This is a genomic window from Bacteroides sp. AN502(2024) (assembly GCF_041227145.1).
Lineage (GTDB): Bacteria > Bacteroidota > Bacteroidia > Bacteroidales > Bacteroidaceae > Bacteroides.
The window spans coordinates 428,768-441,436 of the sequence record NZ_JBGFSP010000003.1; the positions used below are offsets into that span (position 1 = coordinate 428,768).

A 12,669-nucleotide genomic window follows, 5' to 3' on the forward strand; every position below is an offset into this window, starting at 1 on the left:
CCTTTTCAATCGGTCTTTCCATTCGATCTTTTCAACCGGCCTTTCCAATCGATCTTTTCAACCGGTCTTTCCATTCGATCTTTCCAATCGGCCTTTTCAACCAGTCTTTCCAATTGTTCTTTTCAATCTGTTTTTTCAGTTTCTTTTTCCAAATAAACTTCTTATATTAATACTTCGGTAGACAAAAAAGCGTTGCATATTATAATTCCAGAACAATGCGACGACAATTGCCACCACCACTTTAGGAATAATGAAGAAATCTCCGAAATACAGGCTAAGCGTATCACGTACCCAGGGAATCTTCGCTAACGATTCTGTCAGTGCATACGTACCCCATGTGTTTAATCCAACGCTGCAAATCCATACAAAGACAAATTTTACGGCCACATTCGTTTTCTTTCCTTTCGATTTAAACGTCCATTTGTAGTTGATCACACAATTGATGATTCCTCCATAGATAGCCCCCGCCAAGGTGGCATATACATAATAGACATCAAACAGCCTGACTAGAAGAATCGTAAGGAGAAAGTCTGCAATAGTTGCCATTTGAGCAGAAAGTTGCGCCCTCAAGAACATGAAGAAACCACCCTTCTGGGAAATCATCCGTGCAACTCTTTTCAGCCAATCGCCCATCTCGCTCCCACTAACAAAACAAAGCTATACACTCCCGCCAGAACATCGTCCATCATCACACCTACTCCACCCTTCAGGTTTTCCATACAGCGTATGCCCAACGGCTTGGCTATATCAAAGATACGGAAGAGGGCAAAAGCCGCAATCACGTACCCAAACCAATGGTCGTCATTGGGGACGGCCAATAACGGTATCCACACTCCTACCATCTCGTCCACCACCACGCGCGAAGGATCTTCGCCCCAATATGTTTCCAGCTTATCGGCAGCCCAAATGCCGGCGAATGTAAAAACAACCACCAAAACGGCGGTCAGCCATAATACAACAGGGAAAGGAAGGAGAAAATAAAATGCAATCCAAATGATAGAAGCCAGTAACGCCCCAGCCGTACCGGGAGCAAAAGGAGAAAAACCGGAGCCAAAGCCCGTGCCTATAAAAACAGGTAGAAAGGGAGGACGCTTCATTTATTACTAAATTACTAATTACAAACTACAAGTCAGTTGTGCTACGAGAAGGATGTGTCAAAATTCCCCCTTTTGAGGAAATCACCCCTGCTATAGCTATCTGCGGCAGGGGTAAATCTTTATATTTAGGCATTATGACACACTCTCTTTGTACAATAAAAAAGTAAAAGTTGAGATTGAGCATCCACCACTCTTTATAGGATGGTACATCTCAATCTCAACTTATGATTCGAGGTCACTGATTAAGCTAAATAATCAGGTTCTTTTTCACCAACCATGTTACGCAATGTCTGCTTTACCATTCTCCATTGTGTAAACAAATCGTGTTCGGGCTGATGTTCGAAATCGTGCATCGGGCTCTTGCAGAAGAATGACAACCAGGTCTGGATGCCGCACATGCCTGCACGCATAGCCAAATCACTGAACAACACGAGGTCAAGAGCGATAGGAGCTGCAAGAATAGAGTCGCGGCAAAGGAAGTTCACCTTGATTTCCATCGGGTATCCCATCCATCCGAAGATGTCTATGTTGTCCCACGCTTCTTTGTTGTCCTTGCGGGGAGGATAGTAGTTGATACGTACTTTATGATAAACGTCTCCGTAGAGATCCGGGAATTTTTCGGGTTCAAAGATCGTATCGATTACAGACAGCTTGCTGACTTCTTTCGTCTTGAAGTTATCCGGATCATCGAGTACTTCACCGTCACGGTTACCGAGAATATTGGTAGAGAACCAACCGTTCACACCCAGCATACGGGTTTTGAACATCGGAGCCAATACGGTTTTCATCAGTGTCTGACCACTCTTGAAGTCTTTACCGGCAATAGGCACATTCTTTTGTTTAGAGAATTCCCACATAGCAGGAGTATCTACACATAAGTTAGGAGCACCCATTACGAATGGAGCGCCTTCTGCAATCGCAGCATACGCATAACACATACTCGGAGAAACCACCTTGGTGTTGTTTTCCTTCATTGCTTTCTCTAAAGCAGCGAGTGACATGTGTTCATCAGACAACGGAATGTAGATTTCAGTACTTGCAGCCCAAAGCACAACGATACGTTCGCAGTTGTTAGCAGCCTTGAAGTCGCGGATATCCTGACGAAGTTGTTCTACCATTTCCCAACGGGTAGCAGCCTTCTTAACATGCGTACCGTTCAGGCGTTTTGCCCAGTTATGATCGAAAGCAGCCGGCATCGGCTTGATAGCTTCCAACTCATCTTTCACTCCGTTCAAGTCTTTTTCTTTCAAAACCTCGGCATACATAGCAGCTTCGTATGCGTTGTCAGGGAAAATATCCCATCCTCCGAAAACAATGTCTTCCAAATTCGTCAAAGGTACAACGTCCTTGATGAGTTTTTCGTCGTTGTTCTCCATGCGCATTGTGGCTAACTGTGTAATAGATCCTATCGGTTTGGCCAGTCCCTTGCGAGAGGCTAGTGTACCTACAATCATCGTGGTAGCTACTGCACCACCCACTCCGACTACCAATACGCCAAGACGCCCGGTAGCAGGTTTAATTTCTTGTTTCATTTCTATTCTATTAAAATTAAACTAAAATTGATGCAAAAATAAAATTAATTAATCACTAATGCTGTCTTTATTTGTTATATAAACATTGCAATTAGCAGGATTTAACTTTTAAAAAGTCATGTGAAGACTTATTCTCAAACAGGATTTGTCAATTCCGAGAAGAATCACGATGAGTGAGCCTCCAGACATAGTCAAAACGTAACACCTTGAAACGGATTTATTCATCAGTGACGAACCAAAGGCCACTCTATATAGCCTCTACCGCAGGCGCAATCGATCTCCGATTTCCGGAACATACTCACCGTCCTTACGATTCATCTTATAAAGATTTTTGAGGCGGATACCATATTTTTGAGAGATACCATGCATAGAATCTCCATCCTTCACAGTGTATACGGTATAAGATTTGGAGGCTTTTTTCTTCTTGCTCTTCAAATAGATGATATCTCCCTCTACCAACGTATAATCGCGCTGCAAGTCATTGTATTTTACAAGTTTCTTCCAACTAATGTCAAATTCCTTACCTAAGTTTTTAAAGGTATCACCGTTGCGGGCTACCACATAGGCTATACCATTGGCAATATACACCTGATGCGGATTCATCAGCCAAGGATTCTTTTTCAGTTTCCGTTCCGAGTATACACCTTTACGGTCGTATTTGTACAGATCATAATCTTCGATAATCGTAATCAAACGGTTGGCATAGGAAGGGTCGGTAGCATAGCCTGCTTTTTTCAATCCACGCGCCCAAGCTTTATAATCGGTAATCTCCAACTTGAAAAGGAAAGCATAACGGGCGCCTCTTCTAAGGAAGTCGGAATGGTCTTCGTAAGAGTCGCGGGGATGCTTATAAGCACGAAAACATTCATTGCGAGCATCGTCGTCATGACGAACACTACGTCCCCGCCAACTGCCACCACACTTAATACCGAAATGATTGTTGCTCTTTCGTGCCAACTGACTGTATCCGGCACCGCTTTCCAGCAATCCTTGCGCCAACGTGATACTGGCCGGAATCTTATGAAGTTTCATCTGTTCAACAGCCAAATCACTATACTTATTGATATATTCGATGTAACGGACATTCCGCCTCTGCGCCTGCATTCCTACGGCAAAGAAGAAAACGACGATTAAAAAGATAAGTTTATGCAGTTTATTTTCCATTTTTAGTCAGATATAGATTAAGTAGCACAAAAATCCGAAAAATAATTGGGATTATCAATCTCTTTCCTAACTTTGTAACATTAATTGTAGAAACTAATACCTTGACGTATATGAAAGACCTCACAATTACCGCTATTATTAAAGTATATCAATATGATGAGTTGAATGAGGCCGATCGGGCACTTATAAAGACTGCCATGGAGGCAACAGCTCGTAGTTATTCTCCGTATTCCCATTTCTCCGTAGGCGCCGCTGCGCTATTAGGCAACGGAACGGTGGTGACAGGAACCAATCAGGAGAATGCCGCCTATCCGTCGGGACTTTGTGCGGAACGCACGACCTTATTCTATGCCAATTCCCAATATCCCGACCAGCCGGTCATCACTCTTGCCATTGCGGCACGAACGGAAAAAGATTTCATCGACCGTCCGATTCCTCCCTGCGGTGCTTGCCGACAAGTGATTCTGGAAACGGAAAAGCGTTACAAACAACCCATCCGCATCCTATTATACGGCAAAGAATGTATCTACGAAGTAAAAAGTATAGGCGATCTACTGCCGCTATCATTTGACGCATCAGCCATGGAGGATTAGTGATGTTGCAACACTATCACACATTTGAACGCGTGTGCACAATCTATTCATGCCACCAATGATGAGATGTAAAAGATGGAGCACGCATGAGTCGGGGATTAAATCAATTGTTTGACGTATCAGATAAATAGACTGGGGTGTGTCATAAGCCTGAATATAAAGATTTAGAGGCTGTCTAACAAGTCCTATTTTAACGATTTTACCCCTGCCAGTATGCTTTGGCAGGGGTATTGATACCTGTTAGACAGTCTGCAATTTCAGAAAAGACAAAATCAGATACCCAATGATTTCTTCACCGCTTCAATCTTTTCCGTGGCGGCAGACTCGGCAGAAGCATAACAGTGGCGGCATCCCATTGTACCCTGAACTTCCATATAGAACTTAATCTTCGGTTCTGTACCTGAAGGACGAACGGAAACTTTGCTACCGTCTTCTGTGAAATATTGAAGAACGTTAGAGGGTTCCGGCATATCAATTACAGTTACGTTCCCCTTATCATCTGTCTGTTTCAAAGTCTTATAATCTTTGCTCAAGACAACTCTGGATCCACCCAATTCTTTCGGAGGATTAGAGCGGAAGTTTTCCATCATTGCTTTGATCTCTTCAGCACCGCTCTTACCCGGCTTCACTACGTTCACAGTAAACTCTTTAGAGAATCCGTATTCTACATAGATATCGAGCAACAGCTGATACAAAGATTTGCCATTATCTTTTGCCCATGCAGCAACCTCAGCAATCAAACAGCAAGCGGATACAGCATCTTTATCACGAACGAAGTCTTCGGCAAGGAATCCGTAGCTTTCTTCCCCCCCACCGATATATTTCTGTTTGCCTTCACGCAGACGGATCTCACGGGCAATCCATTTAAATCCGGTGTAGCAGTCAAGCATTTCGATATTGTTCTTATCAGCGATTTTCTTGATAAGTTCGGTAGTAACGATTGTCTTCACACAGAACTCGCCACCTTTAATCTTACCCAGTTGTTTGTACTGTGTCAGAATATAATACAGGTACATCATACAAGTCTGATTACCGTTAATCAATACCCATTCGCCTTTATCATCCTTACAAGCGATCCCCACACGGTCGGCATCCGGATCGGAAGCCATAACGAGTTCAGCATCAATTTCTTTGGCAAGGTTTACAGCCATGGAAAGAGCTTCCGCATTTTCCGGGTTCGGAGATACGACAGTCGGGAAGTTACCGTCCTTAATCATCTGTTCGGGCACCGTAAATATGTTTTCGAATCCCCACATCTTCAATGCACGCGGAATCAACATCATACCTGTACCGTGAATCGGAGTATAGACAATTTTCATATCTTTGTGACGGGCAATGGCTGCCGGATCGATAGAAACAGTTTTCACCTTATCCAGATAAACCTTATCAATGTCTTCACCGATAATCTGAATCAAATCAGGATTTCCCTGGAATTTAATGTCTGCAGCAGAAGCAATGGCGTTCACTTCGTCAATGATACCTTTATCATGCGGAGCCAACACCTGTGCACCATCATCCCAATATGCCTTGTAACCGTTGTATTCTTTCGGATTGTGAGAAGCAGTCAGAATGATACCGCTCTGGCAACCGAGGTGACGGATCGCAAAAGACATTTCCGGAGTCGGACGCATATCATCAAACAGATATACCTTAATGCCATTGGCAGAGAAGATATTAGCGGAAGTCTCTGCAAACAAACGGCTGTTGTTACGACAGTCGTGACCTACTACTACAGAAATCTGCGGCAGATCTTTGAAGTTCTTCTTCAGATAGTTGGAAAGTCCTTGAGTGGCAGCACCTACCGTATAGATATTCATACGATTGCTACCTACTCCCATGATACCACGCAGACCACCGGTACCAAACTCAAGGTCTTTATAGAAAGCTTCAATAAGCTCCGTTTTATCATTGTTTTCCAACATACGTCTCACTTCAGCCTGGGTTTCTGTATCATAAGCCGGGGTTAGCCACTTTTCGGCTTTTTCAGTGACCTGTTTAATAAGTTCCTGATTTTCCATTTCGATTGTTATTTATTGGTTAATGAATTATTTATTATCAATTTCTTGAGCATACAAATATAAAATAATAAGTTTACAAATCCTATTTATTTAATTCTTATTTCACCAAATATCGATCACCGGTCTGTTTGACATATTCCTGCAAGAATTCTTTCGGATATCCGGGACGGATCACACCGGCAGGCTGTCCGATAGAATTACGCTCAAACTTACCATCTTTAACACGCTTCACTACTCCATCATTGTACTTCACAATCAAGAATGTACCTAATCGTTTCCAAGTATCGAAGGTGCTCTGTGCAGTCATATTTGTATAATTAGTCAAGAAATCAACTGCCGCATTCTTATCTTTATCCAACAGTTTGGCTGCCATCTCTTCAATGCCTTCCTGTGCATTGTTGAAAGTCGTTTCCATTTCTTTCTGCGCTTCCCGTACATCACCGATCATCAAATCATAACGTGGATAGACCATATTAGACACCCAGTTGAAAATCCAGAAAGCTGAATTCCAAGAGAATGTTATATAATCGGCTCCATCCACACGGGTATAGCATACCGGAGCTTTCGTTGCACAACAATACACCGGGGTAAATACCGTCATGTTGGCATCATCCACCCCAAACCAAAGTACACCACCTATCGGGTCCGGCTTATGAGCACGCATCTGTGCAACAAATACAAATCCGCTTTGTTGAGTGGAAATGGGACGTTCGTTGAAATACTCCTTGTCGTCTACCTTGAAGTTCAGAGGAGAGAGGCGATAAGGTGTTTTATAAGGACCTGCTCCGAAATCATTGGAAATATCGAGAGGAGTACCTTCATAATGGTCGCGCATCATATCTTTCACATCCTGTACAGAGAGCTTTCGTTTCGGTTTCACAAAAAGAGGCATCGGAGTATCGGTCTTTCCCTCAATATAAGGAAGATACTCTTTTCCATGATCCGTGAACTTATTAAAATAGCTCCACACACGTGCCTCACAGAAACGGCGGGCGCCAAAATCAAGAGGTGCATAAGCTTGCGAAAAGCTAAAATCTTTGTTTACTCCATTAAAGTATCCCTTCTCTCGAGCAAAAGAAACCACATCCGGAGAGTATATACAGTTCTCTTTATCATTCATATCAAACTGGTGGATACGTGACTGATTGGCATGGGCCGAGATACAGTCGTCGGGTACACGTACAGCTACCCAAACAGCTCCACGGATTCCGGGACCTTTACCAATCATTTCCATGATCCAGATTTCGTTCGGATCGGCAATAGTAAAAGACTCTCCTCCGCTATAATAACCGTATTGCTGCACTAAATCGGTCATGATTTTAATTGCTTCACGGGCAGTGCGCGAACGTTGCAAACCAATATAAATCAGACTTCCGTAATCAATAATCCCTGTAGAATCCGCCAGTTCCGGACGTCCGCCGAAAGTCGTCTCACCAATCGTAACCTGATATTCATTCATATTACCGACCACATTGTAAGTCTGGCGTGCCTGCTCTATTTCTCCCAGATACTTGCCGGTATCCCATTCATACACTTTCAGCATTGTTCCCTTCGGGTAGGTAGCAGCCGGATAATGATAAAGTTCTCCGAACAGGCCATACGAGTCAGCAGAATAGGAAACGATTGTCGAACCATCGGCAGACGCATTCTTTCCGACAATCAGATTAGTGCAGGCGAGAGAGTTCGCCACAGCCGCCATAAATACGGCAGCACAAAGAATCATTCTTTTTTTCATAAATATATGTTTCACTTTAAATAATTTACCAAACAAAACTTTCACGGGCCACTGTTTCATTTCCACATCCATCTGTCACTGTGAACTCGACAGTATGCTTTCCGCCCTTCTTCACATGTTTAGGATCAAGTATACATTCCCAGTACGGTTTCACCATATTAGGGCGTCCGAAAAGTGCATACTTACCGTCAATCGTCCCGCCATAGGAAGCAATTCCCGCCCCCTGATCTTTCAACCGATAAACAATCTTTCCATTTCTCCCCCACCGGTTCTTATTGACAGGAATAATCTCCGGCGAAATGGTGTCGATGGCAACAGTATAAGTCCCCAACTCCCAGATAGCCGCTTTCATATATCCGTCTTCATACTTTCCGCCTACGCTGCACCTCTCCCCCTTCGAAGTGATACGGGTCACATAATATTTGGTCGTATCGGCAACCGGCTTTCTGCGCATTCCGATACGAAGTTCGCAAGCTCCATGCAACGGAATCTTCTCGTCATTTAGTTGATAAGTAAAAGCAATAGCGCCACTATCCACCTTCATCCGATAATTGAGGGGAACATCATCATACAACATTCCTTTCGGAATAACCAGGCTCAATCCCGGTTCTTGCAAATAATTCGTCCTATTCCAGGCAAAATAATATTTTTCCCGATGATTCAACGGTTCGATCGGCTGCTTCCGGCCCCGTACAGTAAAACGATAGTTGGAGGTATTTCCGAAAGCATCTTTCAATGTATATAAAAACTGATAATCCCGTTCCTCGTCAATCGTTACCAGACCACGATTATCATTCGATGCTTTCAGCAGGCGCAACGTATTCCCCGGATCAATAAAAGATTTCATATATTGTCCATGCGTCCAAGAGTTAATCATCCTGTTTTCTTCCTGCGAAAAACGATCTACGGTGCTGCGAAATATTTCATTCCCATCCACCATGAGCACCACAGAATGAACTCCGTAATGATTACTTACACCATCCATGTAATCGTATGCCTTGATGCCCAGTCCTATCACTCCCCATGCTTCCACGAGACGATCGCTATTAGGAAGAATCGTTTTATTCTCCTGTTTTCCATCCACCACACCTTTACCCCGTTGCGGAAAAAACATAATGCCATCAGCTTTCGGAGCACGTGTATCTTTTATTCTCGACTGGAAAAAAGGCATAGGGTCAATATAATCTCCCGATTCCGTTTCAAACACATCCAGATGAAGATGTGGTCCGAACGAATATCCGGTATTGCCACTCCAAGCAATCCGCTGCCCTCCTTTAACCGGATATTCTCCCGGTTCGGGAACAATCTCCACTTCCCAGTTCTCTTCTTCATATTGAAGTTTCTCCACCCTTTCGGCAATGGGAGAAACAAAACCGCTCAAATGACGGTTGATGGTTGAATAACCATTATGATAGCAGACCTCGAGCACATATCCCGATCCATTCGTGACACGAATGCGTGAAATATAGCCATCCGCAAGAGCGTGAACGGGTTTACCGATCACTCCGTCTGTTTTAAAATCCAGCCCGCCATGGAAGTGATTGGAGCGGATTTCGCCAAAGTTTCCACTCAATGTAAGAGGAAAGTCAAAAGGAGGGACAAAGGTAGCTTGTTTTTTCTCTTGTCCATACCCTCCGATGCAGCAAGCCAGCATCAAAGCAGTGATATATCGTCTCATCATTCCATTCGCTTTTTTACTCCCGCAAATGTACACTATTTCCACTAAACTATGAAATATCCGGAAGGAATGATAGCCTTAGATTCTTGTTAATATTTCTTTTTAATGCTACATTCATTGCCAATCAATACTCATTATGTTATTAATATTAGTACTTTTGTGGCCGTTTTTTAGTTATAATTAAAAGTTAGAGACTCAATGAGAATGTATGTAAAAGTAATGGCAGCGGTCATTGCATGTATATTGCTGAATGGAGAAGCGATCTCGGCATTTGCAACTACCCCCGCTACAGAAAATCTGAGTTGGTTTAAAAAGAAAAAGAAGAAACCAGAAAAGAAAGAAGAGAAGAGTAAAAGCGACTACGAAAAATTAGTGGAAGACAGTAAAACAACCCAAGGTATGTTTGCTGTACACCAAAAGAAAAATGACTATTATTTTGAAATTCCGACCTCACTTTTGGGACGTGATTTATTAATTGTCAACAAACTGCAACGAGTTCCCGCCGAGCTTAATGATGCAGGTGTAAACCGTGGAGTAAACTACGAAAATCAGATGGTTTGCATGGAATGGGATAAAGCGACGGGCAAACTAATGCTACGACAACAACGCCCATTACCTCTGACCCCCCAAACGGATGCTATCTACCGTTCGGTAAAGGATAATTTTATCTCTCCGTTGATTGCCGCATTCAAAATCGAAGCGATTAATGCAGATTCTACTGCATTAGTAATCAAGGTGAATGATATTTATGACGGTACTGAAACCAGTATTAATAATGTATTTACTAATATCAATCTGGGTACTTCGGCTATCAAGAACTTATCGCGCATATTATCCATCAAATCATTTTCAAACAATGTCGTGGCAACTTCCGAGTTGACCAGTAAAGTTACAGAAGGAACGACCACTGTTTATGTGACGGTGGAAGTTAGTTCTTCCATTCTCTTGTTGCCCGAAAAGCCGATGATGGGACGATTCGACAATCAGAAAGTCGGTTATTTCACTAATCCGTTATTAAGTTTTAGTGATGCGCAACAAGGTACGGATAAAACACAATATATCACTCGCTGGCGTATGGAACCCAAACCGGAAGATCGGGAGGCTTATCTGAAAGGAGAGCTTGTGGAGCCTGCCAAGCCAATCGTATTCTACATAGACCATTCAACACCATACCAATGGCGTACGTATATCAAAAAAGGTATTGAAGAGTGGCAGATCGCTTTCGAAAAAGCCGGTTTCAAAAACGCAATTATCGCCAAGGAGATCACAAACAGTATGCATGTAGACATGGATGATGTCAATTACTCCGTACTTACTTACGCTGCTTCAGAAAAGAAAAATGCAATGGGACCTTCCCTGTTAGATCCACGTTCCGGAGAAATTCTGGAAGCTGACATTATGTGGTGGCACAATGTGCTTTCTATGGTACGCGAATGGATCACTGTGCAGACCGGAACTGTGTGTCCGGAGGCACGCAATGTGCAATTACCTGATGCCTTGATGGGAGATGCCATCCGGTTCGTTGCCTGCCATGAGGTAGGCCATTCATTGGGACTCCGTCACAATATGATGGGATCATGGGCTTTCCCGACGGATTCATTACGTTCCGAAGCATTCACTTCCAGAATGAACTCTACCGCTTCATCTATCATGGATTATGCACGATTCAATTATATCGCACAACCCGGAGATGGTGTGAAAGTTCTTTCTCCGCACATCGGTCCTTATGATATGTTTGCCATCGAATATGGTTATCGTTGGTATGGAAAGGATACTCCGGAAGAAGAAAAGGATCTTTTATTCGACTTCTTGAGTAAACATACCGATCGTCTTTATAAGTATAGTGAAGCACAGGATGTACGTGACGCGGTAGATCCACGCGCACAGAACGAAGACTTAGGTGATGATCCGGTTCGTTCTTCTTTACTCGGCATCGAAAACCTGAAACGTATCGTTCCACAAATTCTTCAATGGACTACTACCGGAGAAAAGGGACAAACTTACGAAGAAGCGTCGCGTCTCTACTACGCGGTTATCAACCAATGGAACAACTACCTGTATCATGTACTTGCCAACATCGGCGGTATCTATATTGAGAATACAATGGTAGGAGACGGTGTCAAGACTTATACATTCGTTGAGAAAGAAAAACAAAAAGCTTCCTTAAAATTCTTGATGGATGAAGTATTGACATATCCTAAATGGCTGTTTGACACGGAAGTAGGACAATACACCTATCTGCTCCGCAACACTCCAACCGGAAAACAGGAGAATGCTCCTACGCAAATTTTAAAGAACGCCCAAGCCTATATCCTTTGGGATTTATTAAGCAACACCCGTTTGATGCGTATGATAGAGAATGAATCCGTCAACGGAAAGAAAGCTTTTACAGTGGTGGAACTTATGGACGGACTTCATAAAAACATTTTCGGTATTACCGAACGCGGCGGCATCCCTAATGTAATGGAACGTTCTTTGCAGAAAAACTTCCTCGATGCATTACTTACGGCAGCTGCAGAACCCGAAGCTGTAAAAATCAACAAGAAGATTACAAACGAGCATTTCCTGCTCGACCATGCTGCTCCTTTCTGCAGCTGTTATGCAGCCGAACAACGGGCGCTTCGTCAGGAAGACCGAATGGGGGCTCCACGTGTGCTCAACTTCTACGGCAGTCAGCTCAACCGTATATCTGATGCCATCTCGGTGAAACGCGGAGAGTTATTACGTATCAAGAAGTTGTTGCAGAATCGTCTCGGCACTTCTGATACCGCTGCCCGTTATCATTATGAAGATATGATTCTACGTATTAATACCGCTTTGGGAATCAAATAAAACAAAATCAATCACTCTAA

At 43.2% G+C, this 12,669-nt stretch carries 9 protein-coding genes; 2 read left to right on the plus strand and 7 right to left on the minus strand.

Annotated features, from left to right (window positions below):
- Window positions 1-135: 135 nt before the first annotated feature.
- The 4 genes from AB9N12_RS01795 to AB9N12_RS01810 form a co-directional block, all read right to left on the minus strand.
- Complete coding sequence (locus AB9N12_RS01795; protein WP_369889225.1) at window positions 136-603, minus strand: GtrA family protein; 468 nt, start codon at window positions 601-603, stop codon at window positions 136-138.
- 14 nt (window positions 604-617) lie between these two features.
- Complete coding sequence (locus AB9N12_RS01800) at window positions 618-1,097, minus strand: phosphatidylglycerophosphatase A (RefSeq protein WP_369889227.1); 480 nt, start codon at window positions 1,095-1,097, stop codon at window positions 618-620.
- Between the two features lie 242 nt (window positions 1,098-1,339).
- A complete protein-coding gene (locus tag AB9N12_RS01805) occupies window positions 1,340-2,629 on the minus strand; it encodes an inositol-3-phosphate synthase (protein WP_369889228.1) in 1,290 nt (429 codons plus the stop codon).
- A gap of 258 nt (window positions 2,630-2,887) precedes the next feature.
- Window positions 2,888-3,793, minus strand: coding sequence for a glucosaminidase domain-containing protein (locus AB9N12_RS01810; RefSeq protein ID WP_369889229.1), 906 nt, complete (start codon window positions 3,791-3,793; stop codon window positions 2,888-2,890).
- Window positions 3,794-3,903: 110 nt separating this feature from the next.
- Here AB9N12_RS01810 and cdd point away from each other — a divergent pair, with 110 nt between their 5' ends.
- Window positions 3,904-4,386: a cytidine deaminase gene (gene cdd, locus AB9N12_RS01815; protein WP_369889230.1), complete on the plus strand. Its 483-nt coding sequence runs from the start codon at window positions 3,904-3,906 to the stop codon at window positions 4,384-4,386.
- 272 nt (window positions 4,387-4,658) lie between these two features.
- On the opposite strand, the gene AB9N12_RS01820 is transcribed toward cdd, so the two are convergent.
- From AB9N12_RS01820 to AB9N12_RS01830, 3 genes are all read right to left on the minus strand, one after another.
- Window positions 4,659-6,404, minus strand: a complete 1,746-nt coding sequence (locus AB9N12_RS01820) for a phospho-sugar mutase (protein ID WP_369889231.1) — start codon at window positions 6,402-6,404, stop codon at window positions 4,659-4,661.
- 97 nt (window positions 6,405-6,501) lie between these two features.
- Complete coding sequence (locus AB9N12_RS01825) at window positions 6,502-8,139, minus strand: C69 family dipeptidase (protein ID WP_369889232.1); 1,638 nt, start codon at window positions 8,137-8,139, stop codon at window positions 6,502-6,504.
- A 25-nt stretch (window positions 8,140-8,164) separates the two neighbouring features.
- Window positions 8,165-9,817 carry a M23 family metallopeptidase gene (locus tag AB9N12_RS01830; RefSeq protein WP_369892783.1) on the minus strand — a complete coding sequence of 551 codons (1,653 nt, stop codon included), beginning with the start codon at window positions 9,815-9,817 and terminating at the stop codon, window positions 8,165-8,167.
- Between the two features lie 198 nt (window positions 9,818-10,015).
- Here AB9N12_RS01830 and AB9N12_RS01835 point away from each other — a divergent pair, with 198 nt between their 5' ends.
- The gene (locus tag AB9N12_RS01835) at window positions 10,016-12,649 is read left to right on the plus strand and encodes a zinc-dependent metalloprotease (protein WP_369889233.1); all 2,634 of its coding nucleotides are present in this window, start codon (window positions 10,016-10,018) and stop codon (window positions 12,647-12,649) included.
- The last annotated feature ends 20 nt before the right edge of the window (window positions 12,650-12,669 follow it).

Excerpts from the sequence above, each read along its gene's own strand:
- AB9N12_RS01830 (WP_369892783.1), bottom strand. The coding sequence starts at position 9,817 with ATGAGACGATATATCACTGCTTTGATGCTGGCTTGCTGCATCGGAGGG.
- AB9N12_RS01800 (WP_369889227.1), bottom strand. The coding sequence starts at position 1,097 with ATGAAGCGTCCTCCCTTTCTACCTGTTTTTATAGGCACGGGCTTTGGC.
- AB9N12_RS01835 (WP_369889233.1), top strand. The coding sequence starts at position 10,016 with ATGAGAATGTATGTAAAAGTAATGGCAGCGGTCATTGCATGTATATTG.
- cdd (WP_369889230.1), top strand. The coding sequence starts at position 3,904 with ATGAAAGACCTCACAATTACCGCTATTATTAAAGTATATCAATATGAT.
- AB9N12_RS01810 (WP_369889229.1), bottom strand. The coding sequence starts at position 3,793 with ATGGAAAATAAACTGCATAAACTTATCTTTTTAATCGTCGTTTTCTTC.
- AB9N12_RS01795 (WP_369889225.1), bottom strand. The coding sequence starts at position 603 with ATGATTTCCCAGAAGGGTGGTTTCTTCATGTTCTTGAGGGCGCAACTT.
- AB9N12_RS01820 (WP_369889231.1), bottom strand. The coding sequence starts at position 6,404 with ATGGAAAATCAGGAACTTATTAAACAGGTCACTGAAAAAGCCGAAAAG.
- AB9N12_RS01805 (WP_369889228.1), bottom strand. The coding sequence starts at position 2,629 with ATGAAACAAGAAATTAAACCTGCTACCGGGCGTCTTGGCGTATTGGTA.
- AB9N12_RS01825 (WP_369889232.1), bottom strand. The coding sequence starts at position 8,139 with ATGAAAAAAAGAATGATTCTTTGTGCTGCCGTATTTATGGCGGCTGTG.